At 72.5% G+C, this 20,423-nt stretch carries 17 protein-coding genes; 5 read left to right on the top strand and 12 right to left on the bottom strand.

The window, feature by feature from the left end; all coding sequences use genetic code 11:
* Positions 1-523: 523 nt before the first annotated feature.
* Positions 524-1,594 carry a tryptophan--tRNA ligase gene (gene trpS, locus ACIP2X_RS38440; RefSeq protein WP_401683263.1) on the top strand — a complete coding sequence of 357 codons (1,071 nt, stop codon included), beginning with the start codon at positions 524-526 and terminating at the stop codon, positions 1,592-1,594.
* Between the two features lie 83 nt (positions 1,595-1,677).
* Here the strand turns inward: trpS and proC are convergent, their stop codons facing one another.
* From proC to ACIP2X_RS38410, 6 genes are all read right to left on the bottom strand, one after another.
* The gene (gene proC / locus ACIP2X_RS38435; RefSeq protein WP_401683260.1) at positions 1,678-2,487 is read right to left on the bottom strand and encodes a pyrroline-5-carboxylate reductase; all 810 of its coding nucleotides are present in this window, start codon (positions 2,485-2,487) and stop codon (positions 1,678-1,680) included.
* Between the two features lie 108 nt (positions 2,488-2,595).
* Positions 2,596-3,378, bottom strand: coding sequence for an ABC transporter permease (locus tag ACIP2X_RS38430; RefSeq protein ID WP_401683257.1), 783 nt, complete (start codon positions 3,376-3,378; stop codon positions 2,596-2,598).
* Positions 3,375-4,193 (bottom strand): ABC transporter ATP-binding protein, encoded by an 819-nt coding sequence (locus ACIP2X_RS38425; RefSeq protein WP_401683254.1) that lies wholly within the window; start codon positions 4,191-4,193, stop codon positions 3,375-3,377. The genes ACIP2X_RS38430 and ACIP2X_RS38425 overlap by 4 nt, the downstream gene beginning before the upstream one ends.
* 336 nt (positions 4,194-4,529) lie before the next feature.
* Positions 4,530-5,309, bottom strand: a complete 780-nt coding sequence (locus tag ACIP2X_RS38420) for a class I SAM-dependent methyltransferase (protein ID WP_401683252.1) — start codon at positions 5,307-5,309, stop codon at positions 4,530-4,532.
* A gap of 76 nt (positions 5,310-5,385) precedes the next feature.
* Positions 5,386-5,886, bottom strand: a complete 501-nt coding sequence (locus tag ACIP2X_RS38415) for an EamA/RhaT family transporter (RefSeq protein ID WP_401683249.1) — start codon at positions 5,884-5,886, stop codon at positions 5,386-5,388.
* 68 nt (positions 5,887-5,954) lie between these two features.
* Complete coding sequence (locus ACIP2X_RS38410; protein ID WP_401683246.1) at positions 5,955-6,341, bottom strand: SH3 domain-containing protein; 387 nt, start codon at positions 6,339-6,341, stop codon at positions 5,955-5,957.
* Positions 6,342-6,489: 148 nt separating this feature from the next.
* Between ACIP2X_RS38410 and ACIP2X_RS38405 the strand changes: the two genes are divergently transcribed.
* Entirely contained in the window at positions 6,490-8,637 is a 2,148-nt protein-coding gene (locus tag ACIP2X_RS38405) for a PQQ-binding-like beta-propeller repeat protein (protein ID WP_401683243.1), read from the top strand.
* Positions 8,638-8,753: 116 nt separating this feature from the next.
* Here the strand turns inward: ACIP2X_RS38405 and ilvD are convergent, their stop codons facing one another.
* The 4 genes from ilvD to ACIP2X_RS38385 all read right to left on the bottom strand — a co-directional run bounded on the left by ilvD (position 8,754) and on the right by ACIP2X_RS38385 (position 13,579).
* Positions 8,754-10,607 carry a dihydroxy-acid dehydratase gene (gene ilvD, locus ACIP2X_RS38400; protein WP_401683240.1) on the bottom strand — a complete coding sequence of 618 codons (1,854 nt, stop codon included), beginning with the start codon at positions 10,605-10,607 and terminating at the stop codon, positions 8,754-8,756.
* 116 nt (positions 10,608-10,723) lie between these two features.
* Positions 10,724-11,329 carry a TetR family transcriptional regulator gene (locus tag ACIP2X_RS38395; RefSeq protein WP_401683237.1) on the bottom strand — a complete coding sequence of 202 codons (606 nt, stop codon included), beginning with the start codon at positions 11,327-11,329 and terminating at the stop codon, positions 10,724-10,726.
* On the bottom strand, positions 11,326-12,150 hold the full coding sequence (locus ACIP2X_RS38390) for a sugar phosphate isomerase/epimerase family protein (protein WP_401683234.1): 825 nt from the start codon (positions 12,148-12,150) through the stop codon (positions 11,326-11,328). The genes ACIP2X_RS38395 and ACIP2X_RS38390 overlap by 4 nt, the downstream gene beginning before the upstream one ends.
* Before the next feature lie 472 nt (positions 12,151-12,622).
* Entirely contained in the window at positions 12,623-13,579 is a 957-nt protein-coding gene (locus tag ACIP2X_RS38385; protein WP_401683231.1) for a Ppx/GppA family phosphatase, read from the bottom strand.
* Positions 13,580-13,662: 83 nt separating this feature from the next.
* On the opposite strand from ACIP2X_RS38385, the gene ACIP2X_RS38380 reads away from it, so the two are divergent.
* Positions 13,663-14,577, top strand: a complete 915-nt coding sequence (locus ACIP2X_RS38380; RefSeq protein ID WP_401683228.1) for a hypothetical protein — start codon at positions 13,663-13,665, stop codon at positions 14,575-14,577.
* 29 nt (positions 14,578-14,606) lie between these two features.
* On the opposite strand, the gene ACIP2X_RS38375 is transcribed toward ACIP2X_RS38380, so the two are convergent.
* Complete coding sequence (locus ACIP2X_RS38375; RefSeq protein ID WP_401683225.1) at positions 14,607-16,349, bottom strand: hypothetical protein; 1,743 nt, start codon at positions 16,347-16,349, stop codon at positions 14,607-14,609.
* Between the two features lie 240 nt (positions 16,350-16,589).
* Here ACIP2X_RS38375 and radA point away from each other — a divergent pair, with 240 nt between their 5' ends.
* Together radA and disA are read left to right on the top strand one after the other, a co-directional pair.
* Positions 16,590-17,999, top strand: coding sequence for a DNA repair protein RadA (radA, locus tag ACIP2X_RS38370; protein ID WP_401683222.1), 1,410 nt, complete (start codon positions 16,590-16,592; stop codon positions 17,997-17,999).
* 80 nt (positions 18,000-18,079) lie between these two features.
* A complete protein-coding gene (gene disA / locus ACIP2X_RS38365; protein WP_365450907.1) occupies positions 18,080-19,204 on the top strand; it encodes a DNA integrity scanning diadenylate cyclase DisA in 1,125 nt (374 codons plus the stop codon).
* Between the two features lie 130 nt (positions 19,205-19,334).
* On the opposite strand, the gene ACIP2X_RS38360 is transcribed toward disA, so the two are convergent.
* A complete protein-coding gene (locus ACIP2X_RS38360; RefSeq protein WP_401683219.1) occupies positions 19,335-20,192 on the bottom strand; it encodes a hypothetical protein in 858 nt (285 codons plus the stop codon).
* Positions 20,193-20,423: the final 231 nt, after the last annotated feature.

The raw sequence follows: 20,423 nt of genomic DNA, 5'->3' as shown, positions 1-20,423 counted from the left end.
CCTTCGGTCTTGCGTTTCCGACTCTATCAGATCTTTTCTCGACCTGATCCCCAGTCAGCGGGGTTTGTCTTCCCGGCCCTTCGGCCGTTCCGACGAGTGAGACTTTAGCGGATTCCGTGCTCCCCGCCTAATCGGGGCTGCGTCCTTTCGAACGCGGATTCCTCATTCCGTAAATATGCATACCGACAACACGACAGCAGTACGACGTATCGACTGCTCGTCGGGAGTGGTTGCTACTCGCGGAATCGCTGTCCGGGGACCGACCGGAGTCGGCGCTCACGTCGGACAACTCGGAGAACAGTACGTACCGGCCACGGGCGTGTCAACTCGGGCCCCCTGGCGCACCCCGGAGGCGTAGTCTGAGGTCGTGACCACGCATACGTGCACCCAGTACTGGTGGGCCGCCTGACGGCGGCCGTACGCACGTATGCACTCAACGGCCGCCGCTTCGGCGGCCGTTCCTGTTTCTCCCTCCGGGGGGTCGGCCGACCGGGTGCGGCGGTCTCGACCAGGAGGTGGAGAGATGACGCGGGTCTTCAGCGGGGTCAAGCCGACCGGGCATCTAACGCTGGGCAACTACCTCGGAGCCATGCGGCGGTGGGCAGAGGTGGACCAGCATCAGGCGGACGCCCTGTTCTGCATCGTCGATCTGCATGCGCTGACCGTGGAGCACGATCCGGCCCGGGTGCGCAGACTGACGCGGCAGGCGGCGACGCTGCTGCTGGCGGCTGGGCTGGATCCGGAGCGGTGCACCGTCTTCGTGCAGAGTCATGTCGACGAGCACACCCGGCTGTCGTACCTGCTGGAGTGCGTGGCGACCGACGGTGAGATGCGGCGGATGATCCAGTACAAGGAGAAGGCCGCGCGGGAGCAGGTCCGGGGCGGGAGCGTGCGGCTGTCCCTGCTCACCTATCCCGTGCTGATGGCGGCGGACATCCTGGCGTACGGGACCGACGAGGTGCCGGTGGGGGACGACCAGACCCAGCATGTGCAGCTGACGCGGGATCTGGCGGTGCGGTTCAACCAGCGGTACGGCCACACGTTCGTGGTACCGCGGGCCACGCATCCGGCCGTGGCCGCGCGGGTGATGAATCTGCAGGAGCCGGCGTCGAAGATGGGCAAGAGCGACGACACCGGGCCGGGGATCGTCTATCTGCTCGACGAGCCGGACGTGATGCGCAAGAAGATCATGCGGGCGGTGACGGACAGCGGGCGGGACGTCGTGTACGACCGGGAGGGGCGGCCGGGGCTCGCGAATCTGCTGGAGATCCTGGCGGCGTCCACGAACGGGAACCCATCGGACCTGAGCGGTGTATATGAGTCGTACGGCGCCTTGAAGAAGGACACCGCGGAGGCCGTGGTGGAGCTCCTCAGGCCCGTGCAGCAGAGGCACAAGGAGCTGTGTGCCGATCCCGGCTATGTGGAGGGGGTGCTGCGGGATGGTGCGGAGAGGGCGCGGGCGATGGCCCGGCCGACGGTGGATGCCGCATATCGCGCGATCGGGTTGCTGCCGGCTTCTCCCTCTTCAGGGGAGACGGGTGACGCGGGTTCCGGCGGCTCCGGTGCGGGGGCTGTGCTGAACGCGGTCCGGTAGGCGCCCGGGGCGGCCGGGGGCAGTGGCGGCGGTTCGCTCGGGTGGGGGCGCACGAGGGAGGTGCCCCCACCCGGTGAGCGAGGTCAGCTGTTGCCTGCGGCGAGTTCGCGGCTGCGGTCGCGGGCGGCCTCGAGGGCGGCGATGAGGGCGGCTCGTACACCGTGGTTCTCGAGTTCGCGGATGGCGTTGATGGTGGTGCCGGCGGGTGACGTGACGTTCTCGCGGAGCTTGACCGGGTGCTCGCCGCTGTCGCGGAGCATGGTGGCCGCGCCGATCGCGGACTGGACGATGAGGTCGTGGGCCTTGTCGCGGGGCAGGCCGAGCAGGATGCCGGCGTCCGTCATGGCTTCGACCAGGTAGAAGAAGTACGCCGGGCCGGAGCCGGAGAGGGCGGTGCAGGCGTCCTGCTGGGTCTCGGGGACGCGGAGCGTCTTGCCGACGGCGCCGAAGATCTCCTCGGCGTGCGCGAGGTGGGCCTCCGTCGCGTGGCTGCCGGCGGAGATGACGGACATGGCCTCGTCGACCAGGGCGGGCGTGTTCGTCATGACGCGCACGACCGGGGTGCCGGTGGCGAGGCGTGCTTCGAGGGAGGCGGTCGTGATGCCCGCCATGCCGCTGATGACCAGGCGGTCGGCGGGGACGTGCGGGGCGAGTTCGTCGAGGAGGGTGCCCATGTCCTGGGGTTTGACCGTGAGGATCAGGGTGTCGGCGGTCTTCGCGGCTTCCGCGTTGGTGACCGGGGTGACTCCGTGGCGGGCGCGGAGTTCCTCGGCCCGCTCCGGGCGGCGGGCGGTGACCAGGAGATCGGCGGGGGTCCAGCCGCCGCGGATCATTCCGCTGAGCAGGGCCTCGCCGATCTTGCCGGTGCCGAGGACTGCGACTTTCTGGGTCATGGTGCGGGGCCCTCCGGAGGTTGCGTCGTCCGGATTCATCCTCGCACCGGCTGCGGGGGGCGGGCTCGTTTGTCCGGTGGGCGGGACGTGGCGGGCTCGCCCGGTGGATCAGGTGGTACGGCGACGCAGGGTCGCCGCGCCGAGGGTGAGGACCAGCACGGCGCAGCCCGCCACGATCAGGGCGTCGCGGACGAAGGCGGCCGTCATGTCGGTGTGCTTGAGGACTTCGTTCATGCCGTCGACGGCATAGGACATGGGGAGGACGTCGGAGATGGCTTCCAGGACGGGGTGCATCTTGTCGCGCGGGGTGAACAGACCGCAGAGCAGGAGCTGAGGGAAGATCACTGCCGGCATGAACTGCACCGCCTGGAATTCGGAGGCCGCGAAGGCCGAGACGAACAGGCCGAGGGCTGTGCCGAGGAGCGCGTCGAGCAGGGCCACCAGCAGAAGCAGCCAGGGGGAGCCGGTGACGTCGAGTCCGAGGAACCAGACGGCGAGACCGGTGGCGAGCGCGGACTGGACGATCGCGAGGGTGCCGAAGGCGAGGGCGTAGCCGGCGATGACGTCGCCCTTGCCGAGCGGCATGGCGAGGAGGCGTTCGAGGGTGCCGGAGGTGCGTTCGCGCAGGGTGGCGATGGAGGTGACCAGGAACATCGTGATCAGCGGGAAGATGCCCAGCAGGGACGCGCCGATGTTGTCGAAGGTGCGCGGACTGCCGTCGAAGACGTAGCGCAGCAGGATCAGCATCAGACACGGGATGAGGATCATCAGCGCGATGGTGCGCGGGTCGTGCCGGAGCTGGCGCAGGACCCGGGCGGCGGTCGCGGCGGTGCGCGAGACGTTCAGGGCGCCGGTGGGCGCGCCGGGCGTGGTTGCCGTGGTCGTGGTCATCGGGTCGTCTCCTTGTCGTCCGCGGTGCTCGCCTGGTCCACGAGACGCAGGAACGCGTCTTCGACGGTCTCGGCGCCGGTACGGGCGCGCAGGGCGTCCGGGGTGTCGTCGGCGAGGATCTCGCCCGCGCGCATGAGGAGAAGGCGGTGGCAGCGCTCGGCCTCGTCCATGACGTGGGAGGAGATGAGGAGGGTGGCGCCGCGGTCGGCGGCGATGGCGTGGAAGAGGTTCCACAGGTCGCGGCGCAGGACGGGGTCGAGGCCGACGGTGGGTTCGTCGAGGACCAGGACCTCGGGGGTGCCGAGCAGGGCGACGGCGAGGGAGACGCGGCTGCGCTGGCCGCCGGAGAGGTTGCCCGCGAGGGCGCCGGCGTGGCTGGTGAGGTCGACGTCGGAAAGGACGCGGTCGACGTCCTGGCCGCGGTCGGCGCTGGAGCGGCCGGGGTCGAGTATCGCCGCGAAGTAGTCGAGGTTCTGGCGGACGGTGAGGTCGTCGTAGACGGAGGGGGCCTGGGTGACGTAGCCGATGCGGGTGCGCAGGGTGCGGTGGCCGGCGGGGTGGCCGAGGACGTCGAGGGTGCCGGTGACCTTGGCCTGGGTGCCGACGATGGCGCGCATGAGGGTCGACTTGCCGCAGCCGGAGGGGCCGAGGAGGCCGGTGATCTGGCCGCGCGGGACGGTGAAGTTCAGGCCGCGCAGGACCTTGCGGGGGCCGCGGGTGACGGTGAGGTCTTCGGCGCGGATGGCGGGGGTGGGGGTCGTCTCCGGGGTGGGGTGTGCGCCTGTGTCGGGTGGCTCGGCGGCGTAATTCATCATGCGATGAATAATGCTCGTGGGGGTGGGCGGCGTCAAGTGGGTGCGCTTGGGGCGGTGGTGTGGGGGGAGGGTGCGGGCGCGGGACAACTGCCGGTTGGGGTGGGGGGTTTGCGTGTGGGGTGGCGCGCGCGGGCCGGGGTGGGGGTTGGGGTGCGGGGGCGGGTGCGGGTGCGTGGGGGCTTGTCGCGCAGTTCCCCGCGCCCCTGAGGGGGCTGCACCGACCGGCGTGGGGGGGTCGCTCAGTTCTCCGCGTCCCTGAGGGTGCTGTACCGACCGGCGTGGGGGGGCGCTCAGTTCTCCGCGGTCCTGGGGGCGATGGACCGGTCGGCGTGGGGGTCAGGGGGTGGTGGCTATCTGGAGTTCTACGTCGTAGACCTCTTCTACGTGGCCGTCGGGGAAGACCTCCAGGAGGTGGCGGCGCTCCTCGGTGAGGAAGGCCTCGCTGCGTTCGGTACCGCCCACCAGGAGGATCGAGTGGCTGCCGAGGTTGGCGAGGTGGGTGTCGAGCGGGACGCGGCGGCTCCAGCGGACGACTCGGCGGGAGTAGCGAGGGGTCGGGACGGGGGGCGCCGTGTCGGAGCCGGTGTTGCCGGGCTGGACGGCGATCGGGTCGCCGTAGTGCGCCTTGATCCGCTCGGCCTGGGCGGCGACCCAGGGGACGCCAGGGGCGTCGCGGTTCCACCACAGCGCCAGGGCGCCGCCGGGCCGCAGTACACGGAAGGCCTCCGGGATCGCGAGCTGGGGGTCGGTCCAGTGCCAGGCCTGGGCGTAGGTGACGAAGTCCGCGCAGCCGTCGGCGAGAGGGAGGGCGTTGCCGTCACCGCGGACGATGGGGAGGCCGGGGCGGGTGCGGCGGAAGTGGGCGGACATGCCGTCCCCCGGCTCGACCGCCACGACGTCGGCGCCCCGGTCCCGCAGCAGGGCGGTCGCGATGCCCGTGCCGGCGCCGACGTCCACCACGCGCGCACCGCGGAGCGGGCGCCCTGCCAGCTCCTCGATCGCGTCGAAGAGTGCGGGCGGGTAGGAGGGGCGGTTCGCGGCGTACTGGGCCGCGACGGCGTTGAAGGAGTGGGCGCGGGAGGGGGGTGGGGGCGGCGGCGTCGTCGAGGTGGCCATGGGGTCATGGTCTCGTGGGGTGGGGCGGGCGGAACAGGGGCTTTGGGGTGGGCGGGGCGGACGGGCGACGACGGGATCAGCGGCGGCGCTTCTTCGCCGGGTTGCCGGTGCGGCGGGACGTGCGCTGGGAGTGGTGCTGGAGGGCTGTCTCGTACTCCCGGCGGTGGAGCTTCTCGCCGGGGGCCTCGGTGAGGGAGCGGAAGAAGTAGGCGAGGAGGGAGCCGATGAAACCGATGGCCAGCAGGCCGCGCAGCGAGGACTGGCGGTCCGGGTCGTGGCGCTTGGTGAAGCCCTCCCAGGTGTGCCGGAAGGCGAGCGAGCTGCAGACCGCGAACATGACGACGACCAGGAGCGGGACGAAGCTGCCGGTGTCGGCCAGCTGGATCCCCTCGTAGGCGAAGCGGAGCACCAGGCAGGCCACGGCCGCCGCGGCGAGGGAGCCGGCGGACACGCCGATGCGACGGAGGGTGTAGCCGTCGTCGTGGCCGACCCAGCTCGTGCCGAAGAAGCGGAGGGGCTCGGGGCGGGGCCCGCTGTCCTTGGGCCGGTCCGGGGTGCCGTTCTGGTCGTCGCTCACGGCTCGATTATGGCGTCCGGCGGACGAAGGGCCCGGGGCGGCCCTTCGTCGAAGTCACCGGGCCGGGGTCAGGCGCAGCGCGGTGCGACGTAGCCGTCGCTGCCGGTCTTGACGTAGGCGTCGGAGACGTACTGGGAGTTGGCGATGCAGTCCCAGAGGTTGGAGGTGCCGTAGGGGCCCGTGACGCTGTCGCCGGGGCGCTGGCAGTAGATGGGGACGGTGGTGCCCTCGGGCAGGACGCGGACGATGCGGTAGTCGGTGCCGGGGCCGCTGCGGACGTTGAGCCGGACGCCGGGGGCGACCGGGTAGGCGCGGACCCGGGCCGTGGCGGTCGCGGTCGCGTCCTCGGTCGCGGTCAGCGTCTCCGTGCCAGCCGGCGTCCCGGGCTCGGCGAGTGCCGTAGGTGCCGTTTCCTGCTCGCCCGCACCCGCGATCTCGATGTTCTCCGTGGCCATGTCGGCCTCCCCCGTTTTTTGGATGCTTGTGTACGGTTCACGCCAAAATCGCGTGGCGCACCGAGGCTAGCAAGCCACAGGAGTTTCGCACGCAGGATCGACTAGGCTCAGCGCGTCGCGCGTGCGGACGGACATCCGGGGGTGAGAGATGCCGCCAGGGCGCAGCACCGGTACGGATGCGGAAGCGGAATCTCCGCAGTACGCCGGTCAGTACCGGCTGGAGGCCCAGCTCGGGTCCGGCGGCATGGGCGTGGTCCATCTCGCCCGGTCGGCCTCGGGGTTGCGGCTGGCCGTGAAGGTCGTGCACGCGGAGTTCGCGCAGGACCCCGAGTTCAGGGGCCGGTTCCGGCAGGAGGTCGGGGCGGCCCGGCGGGTCAGCGGCGCGTTCACCGCGCCCGTCGTCGACGCCGACCCGGATGCCGGGCGGCCATGGATGGCGACGTTGTACATCCCTGGGCCGACCCTCTCCGAATACGTGAAGCGGAACGGCGCCGTGCCCCTGGCCCGGCTACGGCAGTTGATGGCGGGGCTGGCCGAGGCGCTGCGGGACATCCACCGGGCCGGAGTGGTGCACCGCGATCTCAAGCCCAGCAATGTGCTGCTCGCCGAGGACGGGCCGAAAGTCATCGACTTCGGCATCTCACGGCCCTCGGACAGCGAACTGCGCACCGAGACCGGGAAGCTGATCGGCACGCCGCCGTTCATGGCGCCCGAGCAGTTCCGCAGGCCACGGGACGTCGGGCCGGCCGCCGATGTGTTCGCGCTCGGGTCGGTCATCGTGCACGCGGCCACGGGCAGCGGGCCGTTCGACTCGGACAGCCCGTACCTGGTGGCGTATCAGGTCGTCCACGAAGAGGCGGACTTGACAGGCGTACCGCGGGAACTCGCGCCGCTGGTCGCCCGCTGCCTCGCCAAGGAACCGGAGGACAGGCCCACGCCGGACGAGCTGATGGCGGAGCTGCGCTCGCTGTCGGCGTCGTACGACACCCAGGCGTTCATACCGGAACAGCGCACGGGCGAGCGGTCGTTCGAGTCCGCCGTCGAGGAGGTGCCGACCCACCGGCGCAGCGGGTCCGCGCTTCCGGAGGCAGCACCGCAAGAGCTGAAGAAGCCGCCGAGGCCGACCCGGCGCCGGGCGGTGGGCGTCGCCGCCGGGATCGCCGTGCTCGCGCTCGGTGCCGGGGCCGTCGCGCTGACCGGGACCGGCGGGACCGAGGCCTCCGGTGGACGGGAGCAGACCCAGCGGTTCCGGGCCTGGGACAGGGAGCTGACGGCGCGGGGCGCCGAGGCGAGCGGAATGCCGCAGTGCGCCTACGGGGGCAGCGCGCTGTACTGCACGCGCCCCGGGGTGCTGGCCGCCGCCGTCGATCCCCTCGACGGGGACGTGAAGTGGGCCCGGCCGGGCCCGGGCGGCCGCGGCGAGGGGACCGTGCAGCCGCCCGTCCTCGCGGGCGGCCTGCTGCACGTCGTCGAGGAGGGAGGCCGGCGTCTCGCCGCGCTCGACCCGCTGACCGGCGCGACCGTGTGGAGCGAGGACATCGCCCGCTACGACGGCCGCGTCGCGCACGTCGGGGGCGTCGTCCTCCTCACCGGCCCCGACTCGACCGTCACCGCGCTGGACGCGGCCACCGGGGAGCGGAAGTGGCGGCATCAGGTCGCCGGGCTCGCCCAGCCGGTGTTCCAGTCGTACGGAGAGCGGGTCGCCTACGCCGTGGACGCGGACGGGGCAGGGACGCGGGTCACCGCCGTCGACCCGGAGACCGGCGAGGTGCAGTGGCAGCGGCGGCTGGCGGGGGCGCTGAGTCTGGTGGGCGCGCGGGAGGGCGTGCTGTGGTTCACGTCGACCTCGGCCGCGTACGCCGACACGGACGCCGTGGTCCGGTACGACGCCGCCCGGGACACCCAGCGCCGGGTCACCCTGCGTTTCCCGGTGGCGGGTGCGCAGGCGGCGGTCGCGCAGGAGAGCGTGTACCTGCTGGGGGCCGACGGCGCGCTGACGGCTGTGGACACCGGCACGTCGCGGCAGCGCTGGCGGCTGGAGACGTCGGTCAGCTTCCCGTCGGCGCCGGTCGTGGCCGGGAAACGGCTGTATTTCAGCGCCGGGGACGGCCGGCTGGTGGCCGTCGACGCGGCCCGGGGCGCGCTGCTGGGGCAGACGAAGGCGCGGCCGGGAGCGGCGCGGGGGGCCGTGGTGTCGGGGCTGCCGTTGCCGGTGGCGGCGGACGGGAAGGTGTTCGCGGGGGCGCCGGACGGAGAGCTGTTCGCGGTGGACGGGAGCGGCGCGGCGCGGTGGTGAGGTGGCGCTTCGCGGTGTGCCGTAGGCGGGCGTGACCCGCGGTGTCGACGCGGTTCGGGGCCGGCAGGTGAAAGGGGCCGCACCGTCGCCGGGCGGCCCCCTCACCGAACCGGCTCTCAGCCCAGCTTGCTGACGTCCCGCACCGCGCCCTTGTCCGCGCTGGTCGCCATCGCGGCGTACGCGCGCAGGGCGGCGGACACCTTGCGCTCACGGTTCCTCGGAGCGTACGCACCGTTCAACGCCTCGGTACGGCGGGCCAGTTCCGCTTCGTCGACGAGCAGCTCGATCGAGCGGTTCGGGATGTCGATGCGGATGCGGTCGCCGTTCTCGACGAGGGCGATGGTGCCGCCGGAGGCCGCCTCGGGGGACGCGTGGCCGATGGAGAGGCCCGACGTGCCGCCGGAGAAGCGGCCGTCCGTGATGAGTGCGCAGGTCTTGCCGAGGCCGCGGCCCTTCAGGAAGGACGTCGGGTAGAGCATCTCCTGCATACCGGGGCCGCCCTTGGGACCCTCGTACCGGATGACGACGACGTCACCGTCCGTCACCCGCTTGTTGAGGATCTTCTCGACGGCCTCCTCCTGCGACTCGCAGACGACCGCCGGGCCCTCGAAGGTCCAGATCGACTCGTCGACGCCGGCCGTCTTCACCACGCAGCCGTCGACGGCGAGGTTCCCCTTGAGGACCGCCAGGCCGCCGTCCTTGCTGTACGCGTGCTCGGCGGAGCGGATGCAGCCGCCCTCGGCGTCCTCGTCGAGGGCCTCCCAGCGCTCGGACTGGGAGAAGGCCTCGGAGGAGCGGACGCAGCCGGGAGCCGCGTGCCACAGTTCCACCGCCTTCCGGGAGGGGGAGCCGCCGCGCACGTCCCAGGTCTTCAGCCAGTCCGCGAGCGAGGGGCTGTGGACGGAGTGCACGTCCTCGTTGAGCAGGCCCGCGCGGTGCAGCTCGCCGAGCAGGGCGGGGATGCCGCCGGCGCGGTGCACGTCCTCCATGTAGTACGTGCGGTCCTTGGCGACGTTGGGCGCGACCTTCGCCAGGCAGGGCACCCGGCGCGAGACGGCGTCGATCTGCTCGAGACCGAAGGGGACCTCGGCCTCCTGGGCGGCGGCCAGCAGGTGCAGGATCGTGTTGGTGGAGCCGCCCATCGCGATGTCCAGCGCCATGGCGTTCTCGAAGGCGGCGAGGGTGGCGACGGAGCGGGGCAGGACCGTCTCGTCGTCCTGCTCGTAGTAGCGCCGGGTCACGTCCATGACCGTGTGCGCGGCGTCGACGTAGAGCTGCTTGCGCGCGGTGTGGGTGGCGAGGACCGAGCCGTTGCCGGGCAGGGAGAGGCCGATGGCCTCGGTCAGGCAGTTCATCGAGTTGGCGGTGAACATGCCGGAGCACGAGCCACACGTCGGACAGGCGTTCTCCTCGATGCGGAGTATGTCCTCGTCCGAGATCTTGTCGTTCACGGCGTCGGAGATCGCGTCGACCAGGTCGAGGGTACGGACCGTGCCGTCGACCAGCGTGGCGCGGCCGGACTCCATGGGGCCGCCCGAGACGAAGACCGTGGGGATGTTGAGGCGGAGCGCCGCGTTCAGCATGCCCGGGGTGATCTTGTCGCAGTTGGAGATGCAGACCAGGGCGTCGGCGCAGTGCGCCTCGACCATGTACTCGACGCTGTCCGCGATCAGGTCGCGCGAGGGCAGGCTGTACAGCATGCCGCCGTGGCCCATCGCGATGCCGTCGTCGACGGCGATCGTGTTGAACTCGCGCGGGATGCCGCCGGCCTCGACGATCGCCTCGCTGACGATCCGGCCGACCGGCTGGAGGTGGGTGTGGCCCGGCACGAACTCCGTGAAGCTGTTGGCGACCGCGATGATGGGCTTCCGGCCGATGTCCGCGCCGGGTACACCGGAGGCGCGCATAAGGGCGCGGGCGCCCGCCATGTTGCGGCCGTGGGTGACTGTGCGGGACCTCAGCTCGGGCATTGTCGCTCGCTCCTTCGGAGAAATCTGACCTCTACGAGCGTACGCCGGTGCTCCAAGGGATGGACCGGGTGTCCGAAATGCGGGATGTCCGTCTCAGGGTGATTCGTTCCCGCCCGTCAGGGACCGGTCAGATGCCCCTGCACGACCGGTGCGACGCGCCCGATGATCACTTCGAGGTCGGCGGAGGCCAGCGGCTCCAGCTTGATCACGTATCGCATGATCGCGACGCCGACCATCTGCGCGGCCGCGAGCTCCGCCCTCAGCTCCGCGTCCGGCAGGCCGAGCTGGGAGGCGACCTTGCGCAGCAGCTGCGCGGCGACCAGGCGCCGGAAGACCGCCGCAGCCACCTCGTTCGTCACGGCGGACCGCACGACCGCCAGCAGCGGGGTCCGGGTGACCGGGTTCTCCCAGATCCCGAACAGGAAGCGGGCGAAGCGCTCGCCGACCTGCTCGGCAGGCCCTTCGAAGATCACGTCGGGCGCCTTCAGGGCGGGCGCGAAGACCGCCTCCAGCGCCTCCTGGAAGACCTGCTCCTTCGTGCCGAAATAGTGGTGCACCAGCGCCGAGTCCACGCCCGCCGCCTTGGCGATGCCGCGCACGGAGGTCTTCTCGTAGCCCCGCTCGGAGAACTCCTCGCGGGCGACGGCCAGGATCCGGTCACGGGTGTCGCCTGACTCCGTACGAGGGGGTCTGCCGCGTCTGCGGGAGGTCGCGCCGGTCACCGGCGGGGCACCTTCACCGCCGAGGCCAGGTGGAGCCGGGTGAAGGCCAGCGCCTCGGCGAGGTCCGCCTCGCGCTCGGCGCTCGACATGGCACGGCGGGTGTTGACCTCGATGACGACATGACCGTCGAAGCCGCTCAGGGCGAGGCGTTCCAGCAGTTCGGCGCAGGGCTGGGTGCCGCGGCCGGGGACCAGGTGCTCGTCCTTGTTGGAGCCGGCGCCGTCGGCGAGGTGGACATGGCCCAGGCGGTCGCCCATGCGGTCGATCATGTGCATCGCGTCGGAGCGGGCGGTCGCGGTGTGGCTGAGATCGATCGTGAAGTGCCGGTAGTCGTCCTTGGTGACGTCCCAGTCGGGGGCGTACGCGAGCATCTCGCGGTCGCGGTAACGCCACGGGTACATGTTCTCGACGGCGAACCGCACATCCGTCTCGTTCGCCATCCGCCAGATCCCGGCGACGAAGTCACGCGCGTACTGGCGCTGCCAGCGGAACGGCGGGTGCACGACCACGGTGGTCGCGCCGAGCTTCTCTGCCGCCGCGCGGGCCCTCTGGAGCTTGACCCACGGGTCGGTCGACCACACCCGCTGGGTGATGAGCAGGCAGGGGGCGTGGACGGCGAGGATCGGGATCTGGTGGAAGTCGCTGAGCCTGCGCAGGGCCTCGATGTCCTGGCTGACGGGCTCGTTCCACACCATGACCTCGACGCCGTCGTACCCGAGGCGTGCGGCGATCTCGAAGGCCGTCGCCGTCGACTCCGGATATACGGAGGCCGTCGACAGGGCGACCTTCGCATCCGGGATGCGTACGACTGGTTCTGCCACGGAGACAGGGTAACGGCGCGTCCTGAGGAGCGGCGTTCGGGCCGAGCCAGGGCGCCGGTCCACCGTCGTGATTTCGCCGTCCTCCCGACGGCGCCCCCTCCGCCCGCGCGCGGGCGCCCCCCATGACGCCGCCCGCGACGCCATCCCGCTCACAGCCCCGACATCGCCCCGCGACACCGGCCCCCTCGCCGCCACCTCGCGACGCCGCCCGACGCCGCCCGACGCCGCCCGACGAGAACGACCGCCCGAGACCGCCCCGCGGCACCAGGCAGCAACGCCCGGACGGCACCACCCCCTCGGCACCCCTGCGCGACACCACCCGCTGACGGACTCCTCCTCGGCACCCCCGGCACCGCCAGGCGGCACCACCCGCTGAAGCACCGCCCCACAACAGCACCCCCCAGGGCAGGGCACCGCCGCCCACAGCAGCGCCCCTCCGCTGCCCCCTCGGCGGCGAGGCCTCCGGCACCCCCTAAGGCAACGCCCCGGCCGCCGTCGCATCGGAACCCATGTGGTCCAGTCGGCGCAGGATGACGCCCTCGCGCAGTGCCCAGGGGCAGATCTCCAGCGTCTCCACGCCGAACAGGTCCATCGCCCCCTCCGCCACCAGCGCGCCCGCGACGAGCTGGCCGGCGCGGGCCTCCGAGACGCCGGGGAGTTCGGCGCACTCCTCCGCGGTCATGGCGGACAGACGGGGCACCCAGGTCTCCAGCGTCTGCCGCTTGAGCTCGCGCTGGACGTAGAGGCCCTCGGCGGAGCGGGCAGCTCCGCCGATGCGGGCGAGCTGCTTGAAGGTCTTGGACGTGGCCACCACGTGGTCGGGCGTGCCGAAGCGCGTGAACTCGCCCACCGTGCGGGCGATCTCGGCGCGGACGTGACGGCGCAGCGCCCTTATGTCGTCGGTGGCGGGCGGGTCGCCGGGCAGCCAGCCGGAGGTGAGCCGGCCCGCGCCGAGCGGCAGCGAGACGGCCGCGTCGGGCTCCTCGTCGATGCCGTAGGCGATCTCCAGGGAGCCGCCGCCGATGTCCAGGACCAGCAGCTTGCCCGCGGACCAGCCGAACCAGCGGCGGGCGGCGAGGAAGGTCAGCCGGGCCTCCTCGGCGCCGGTGAGCACCTGGAGGGCGACGCCGGTCTCCTCCTGGACGCGGGCGAGGACGTCGTCGGCGTTGGTGGCCTCGCGCACGGCGGAGGTGGCGAACGGCAGGAGCTCCTCGACGCCCTTGTCCTCGGCGGCCTGGAGCGCGTCGTGGACCACCGCGATCAGCTTGTCGACGCCCTCGGCATCGATGGCACCGGCGTCGTCGAGGAGTTGGGCGAGGCGCAGTTCCGCCTTGTGCGAGTGCGCGGGCAGCGGGCGCGCACCCGGGTGCGCATCCACCACCAGCAGATGCACCGTGTTGCTTCCCACGTCGAGGACACCGAGTCTCATGTACGGAACGCTACTGCCCGTCGCGCCGCGCGCCGCCCCCGAGGCGGTCCCGGGAAGGGCCGCGGTCGACTTACCCTGGACGGGTGCCAAAGACGAAAAAGGCGAAGAACGACAAGACTGGCAAGACCGACAAGGTCGACAGGGCCGACAAGGCGAACAAGAAGGCCGAATCGGCCAAGGGTTCTTCCCAGGATTCTTCGCAGGCGAAAGCACCGAAGACGTCACAGCAGACCCCGGCCGTCCCGGCAGACGACGAGAAGGGCCTCGACTTCCCGCGCGCGTGGGTGGAGTTCCCGGATCCGGCGGACGACGAGCAGGTGTTCCGCTGCGATCTGACATGGCTCACCTCTCGCTGGAACTGCATCTTCGGCAGCGGCTGCCAGGGCATCCAGGCGGGCCGCGCGGACGACGGGTGCTGCACGCTGGGCGCCCATTTCTCCGACGAGGAGGACGAGCAGCGGGTCGCCGAGCATGTGGCGAGGCTCACGCCGGAGGTCTGGCAGAACCACGCCGAGGGCACCCGGAACGGCTGGGTCTCCGAGGACGACGAGGGCTCCCGCCAGACCCGGCCCTACCAGGGCTCCTGCATCTTCCAGAACCGCCCCGGCTTCGCGGCCGGCGCCGGCTGCTCGCTGCACATCCTCGCCGTGCGGGAGGGCCGCGAGCCGCTGGAGACCAAGCCCGACGTGTGCTGGCAGTTGCCGATCCGGCGGACGTACGACTGGATCGACCGGCCCGACGACACACGGGTGCTGCAGATCTCGATCGGTGAGTACGACCGCCGCGGCTGGGGCCCGGGCGGCCACGACCTGCACTGGTGGTGCACGTCGGCGACCTCGGCGCACGGGGCGGGCGAGCCGGTGTACGTCTCCTACCGGCCGGAGCTGACCGAGCTGATGGGCAAGGCGGGCTACGACCGGCTGGCCGAGCTCTGCGAGCAGCGGCTCGCCTCGCAGTTGCCGCTGCTGGCGCCGCATCCGGCGGATCCCGCGCGCTGACCCGGCGGACGCCACGGTCGCGACAGGCCCTAGGAGGTGCTGGGGCTCGGGTCGCCGCTGTCACTGGGCGGCGGCGACGGGCTGCCCGGCGCCGAGGGGTTGGACGCGGTCGGTGTCGGCTCGGGGTCGGGCGGCGGCGTCGTCGGATCGGTCGGCGTTGGATCGGTCGGCGCGGAGGTCGTGGGCGTCGGGTCCGGGTCGGGCGGGGTGGGCTCGCCGGAACCGCCCGGGGTGCTGGGCGCCGGGTCCGGGCCTGGGCCCGGGTCGGAGGGGGTGGGCACGTTGCCGTACCCCTGGATGGAGACGATCGCGCCGGCCGGTGAGATCGCGACCCGTGCGCTCCAGAACCCGGAAGGCTCGCGCAGCGGGTCGACGTACACCTTGATCGTGGACGTCTCGCCGGGGCGTAGCGTGCCGGAGGAACGGCTCATGTAGAGCCAGGGGGCGGCCGTGGTCGCGGACCAGCGCACGGGCCCGGAGCCGGAGGCGGTGAGGGTGATCAAGGTGGTGTCGCCGCTGTTGTCCGCCGTCACGGCGAGCCGGCCCGCGCCCTTGCGACCGGCCCCGGCGACGCTGATGACCTCCACCGACACGTCGGGCTTGTCGCCCTGGGAGAAGCGACCGCCCGGGCGGGTGCTGGCGTTGCCGGCGTTCTCGTAGCCGCCGTCCGCGCTCTCGCCGTCGAACGTGCCGTGGCCGTCGTCCCGGCTTGCGGTGGTCCCGCGGCCGCCCGCGCCCTCGGTGAGCGGCGCGCCCCGGTAGGCGGACCACAGCGCGAGCACCGGCGCGGCCACCACGGTGGCGACGACCGTCGTCGTGACGGCACGCGCGCGCAGGCGGTCCCGCCGGGCGGCGCGGTCCTTGGGGTCCATCGGAAAGCCGCGCCGGTCGAAGCGGGGCGCGGCGGCCCGCGCGCGGGGGTGGTGCGCCATGGCCATGTGCAGGGCCGCGCGGGGCGCCTCCAGGACGGGCAGCTGGGTGGGGGCGGGGCCGCCGCCGGGCCAGTTGCCCGGGAGGGCGCGCTCGGCGGTGCGGCGGCAGTGGGGGCAGTCGTCGACGTGCCGGACCAGTTCGCGGCGCAGGGCGCTGCTGAGCACCAGTTGGTGGTCGCCGGTGAGCCGGGCCACGCTCGGGCAGGCACCGGTCTCCACGACGGCGAGGGCCGCGCGGGTGCGCTCGACCTCGCAGGCGGCCGCTGAGAGCAGGTCGCGGGCGGCGGCGAGGTCCATGCCGAGGACGGCGGCGACCTCGTGGGCGGACAGCTGGTGGCGCACGGCCAGTTCGAGTGCCTCGCGCTGCTCGGGCGTGGTGCCGGCGGCCTCCGGCCAGGCGAGCAGGGCGAGTTCGCGTCTGCGTTGTTCCTGGACGGGCTCGGAGACGGGGGGCCGGCCGGGCTGCGGACCGCGCCCCCGGTCGGGGCCATGGCGGCCCGCCGCGTGGGTGGCCTGACGTTTCTGCTTGGCCTCGGCCAGCTTGCGCAGACAGGCCCAGCGGGCCAGCGCGTAGAGCCAGGCCCTGCGGTCGCCCGCGGCATCCGGGGCACGCTGGCCCCGGCGCTCGGCGAGCGCGAGGACCTCCCCCAGGGCGGCGGTGGCGGCTTCGTGGTCGCACAGCACGGACAGGCAGTACGTGAACAGGCCGTCCACATAAGGCTCGTAGCGCGCGGGCGGACGCTGCACCAGGGTGCGCGCCGCAGCGCGGTCACGCGCCTCACGGCGCGCACGATGTGCGCCGGTGGTGCGGGTCGTGGTGTCCGGGCTGCTGCTCATCACCCGGCGACCGTAGGCGGCCGCGAGTGGCCGCTTCCGCCCCGTTGAGCACATTTAATCCGTACGGGTGAAACGATCCCTCATAAGGGGACAGGAACCCCGTATTCCATTGCTCGTTCGTGACGGGCCCCCCGGCGGGGGGTGCGCACCGGCGCGCGACCGGGCGTGCGGAGGGGGCCCGCAACGCACCGCTTCGCGAGGCCCGCGCCCCGGTTGTCAGTACCGGCGGCTACGGTTTCGTCCATGGCTGCCCGTACGAAGTCCACCAAGGACCGTCCGTCCTACCGCTGCACCGAATGCGGCTGGCAGACGGCCAAATGGCTCGGCCGCTGCCCCGAGTGCCAGGCCTGGGGCACGATCGAGGAGTACGGCGCGCCCGCGGTGCGGACCACGACGCCGGGCCGGGTCACGACGTCCGCGCTGCCCATCGGCCAGGTCGACGGCCGGCAGGCGACCGCGCGGTCGACCGGGGTGCCCGAGCTGGACCGGGTGCTGGGCGGTGGCCTGGTGCCCGGCGCGGTGGTGCTGGTCGCCGGCGAGCCCGGCGTCGGCAAGTCGACGCTGCTGCTGGACGTGGCGGCCAAGGCGGCGAGCGACGAGCACCGCACCCTGTATGTGACCGGCGAGGAGTCGGCGAGCCAGGTCCGGCTGCGCGCCGACCGCATCAACGCCATCGACGACCACCTCTATCTGGCCGCCGAGACCGATCTGTCCGCCGTGCTGGGGCACTTGGACGCGGTGAAGCCGTCGCTCCTGATCATGGACTCGGTGCAGACGGTGGCCTCTCCCGAGATCGACGGCGCGCCCGGCGGCATGGCGCAGGTCCGCGAGGTGGCCGGCGCCCTGATCCGGGCCTCCAAGGAACGCGGCATGGCCACGCTCCTGGTGGGCCATGTCACCAAGGACGGCACGATCGCGGGCCCCCGCCTGCTGGAGCACCTCGTGGACGTCGTGCTGCACTTCGAGGGCGACCGGCACGCACGCCTGCGGCTCGTCCGGGGTGTCAAGAACCGCTACGGCACCACGGACGAGGTCGGCTGCTTCGAGCTGCACGACGAGGGCATCACGGGCCTTGCGGACCCGAGCGGACTTTTCCTGACACGTCGTGCCGAACCGGTCCCGGGCACCTGTCTGACCGTCACCCTGGAAGGCCGCCGCCCCCTGGTGGCCGAGGTCCAGGCGCTCACGGTCGACTCCCAGATCCCCTCCCCGCGCCGCACGACGTCCGGTCTCGAGACCTCCCGCGTCTCGATGATGCTGGCGGTGCTGGAACAGCGCGGCCGGATCAGCGCCCTCGGCAAGCGGGACATCTACTCCGCGACGGTCGGCGGGGTGAAGCTCTCCGAGCCGGCCGCCGACCTCGCCGTCGCCCTCGCGCTGGCCTCCGCCGCCAGCGACACCCCGCTGCCGAAGAACCTCGTCGCGATCGGCGAGGTCGGTCTCGCGGGCGAGGTCAGACGGGTCACCGGCGTGCAGCGCAGGCTCGCCGAGGCGCACCGGCTGGGCTTCACGCACGCCCTCGTGCCGGGCGACCCCGGGAAGGTTCCGACCGGTATGAAGGTGCTGGAAGTCGCGGACATAGGGGACGCCCTGAGGGTGCTGCCCCGCTCCCGTCGTCGAGAGGCCCCCCAGGACGCGGAGGACCGCCGGTAGACTTTGCCCTGGTCTCGCCCGTCCGTACGAACCGCGTGCGGATCCGGGAGCGCCCCAGATCCTGCGACCGGAGGAGTGCAGTGGCAGCCAACGACCGGGCAGCAGCTCCCGGAAAGTACGGCGGGAGTGCCGGTTCCGATGGCCTGATGCGCGCCTCGCTGAGCGCCGTCGCCCCCGGCACGCCCTTGCGCGACGGCCTGGAGCGCGTCCTGCGCGGCAACACCGGCGGCCTCATCGTGCTCGGCTCCGACAAGACCGTCGAGTCCATGTGTACGGGTGGATTCGTCCTGGATGTCGAGTTCACGGCGACCCGGCTGCGCGAGTTGTGCAAGCTGGACGGCGGCATCGTGCTCTCCTCCGACCTGTCGAAGATCCTCCGGGCGGGCGTGCAGCTGCTCCCCGACCCCACGATCCCGACCGAGGAGACCGGCACCCGCCACCGCACGGCGGACCGCGTCAGCAAGCAGGTCGGCTTCCCGGTGGTCTCGGTCTCCCAGTCCATGCGCCTGATCGCCCTCTACGTCGACGGGCAGCGGCGCGTCCTGGAGGACTCGGCGGCGATCCTCTCCCGCGCCAACCAGGCGCTCGCCACCCTGGAGCGCTACAAGCTCCGCCTGGACGAGGTCGCGGGCACGCTGTCCGCGCTGGAGATCGAGGACCTGGTGACGGTCCGGGACGTCTCGGCCGTCGCGCAGCGCCTGGAGATGGTGCGCCGCATCGCGACCGAGATCGCCGAGTACGTCGTGGAGCTGGGCACCGACGGGCGACTGCTCGCGCTCCAGCTGGACGAGTTGATCGCGGGCGTCGAGCCCGAGCGGGAACTGGTCGTACGGGACTACGTCCCCGAGCCCACGGCCAAGCGCTCGCGCACGGTCGACGAGGCACTGGCCGAGCTGGACGCGCTCAGCCACGCCGAGCTGCTCGAACTGCCGACGGTGGCGCGGGCCCTGGGCTACACGGGATCCCCCGAGGCCCTCGACTCCGCGGTCTCACCGCGCGGCTTCCGGCTGCTGGCCAAGGTGCCGCGGCTGCCGGGCGCCATCATCGACCGGCTCGTGGAGCACTTCGGCGGCCTCCAGAAGCTGCTCGCCGCGAGCGTCGACGACCTCCAGACGGTGGACGGCGTGGGCGAGGCCCGCGCCCGCAGCGTCCGCGAGGGCCTGTCCCGCCTGGCGGAGTCGTCCATCCTGGAACGGTACGTCTGACCCCCTGCCGCACCCGGCCGTAAAGGGGCGGGGGAACTGCGCGACCGGCCACGACGGACCCGCACCCGAAGGCACCCCGCGGCCCGGGCCACCCCGCCCCCACCGCCGCCCTCCGGCGATGCCGCACCGCTCAGTCCGCGTCCAGCACGAACGAGGCCCGCAAGGTCCCGTACCCCGCCGCCTTGCCCTCCAGCAGATACGTTCCCGGCCCGGCCACCCCCGCCGGAGGCGTCCCGCACGAGGAGGCGCTCGGCTTGCGGTCCCACTCCACGGTGTACGTGATGCTCTGCCCTGCCGGCACCCGGTACAGCAAATTCCCTGAGCCCTTGGGACAGTCGGCCGACGACCAGTACGCGTCGTCGTCCCCACCGGCCTGAGTGACCGTCAGCACCGCGCCCTTGGGCCCGAGATCGACCTTGCAGTCACCGCCGGAGGTGTTCTTCGCGGTCAGCCGGAACGCCGGCGTCTCGTCGGGCGAGTACGAGTTGCGCACGCTGCGCAGGGTCAACGTCACCTTGCCCGGGGCGCAGTCGGGCAGCGAGGACCCGGCCGGCAGCGCGTCGCCCGTACCGACTCCACCGCCGGAGGAACCCGCACCCGAACCGCCGGTGTCCGAGCCCTGCGAGCCTCCGGCGCCCGCGCCGCCGCCCGAACCCTCGTCCGAACCGTCGCCGGCGCCGCCGCCCGTACCGTCGTCCGAACCGTCGCCGGCGTCGCTCCCGCCGGAGCCCTCGTCGTCCGACTCGTCGCGCCCGCCCGGCGCTTCGCTGATCGCGGGGCCGGAACCGGACGGTCCCGGAGTGATGGAGGGCGCGGGATTCTTGCCGTCGGAGCCCCCTGCGCCGTTGTCGCGCCCCCCGCCGCCACCGGAGGTCACGACCCAGGTGACCAGCAGGGCCAGCAGGGCGACCACGGACAGCATGATCACCCTCCGTCGCCAGTAGATGGAGGAGGGAAGCGGCCCGACCGGATTGCGCAGTGATCCCACGGCGCAAACTGTACGAGAGATCGGTGCCGTCACTGGCCCCACCCGCCGCCTGGAGCCACAACTTTTCCGGATCATCATCCCGGAAACGCCGCGCATGCGTACGACAGTTGGCTGCGCGGGGCACGCGGAGGCGTCCGGGCGCCCCGGCCCGGCGTCCCCGGCCGTCGTCCACCGGCCCGCGAAACGCTTCGCAGCAGCACGGCCTATCCGCACCGGCATGGCAGGATCGGA

It is taken from the genome of Streptomyces sp. NPDC089424, assembly GCF_044749345.1.
Lineage (GTDB): Bacteria > Actinomycetota > Actinomycetes > Streptomycetales > Streptomycetaceae > Streptomyces.
Note: the sequence above shows the minus strand (reverse complement) of the source record. Positions and strands in the feature narration are given on the sequence as shown.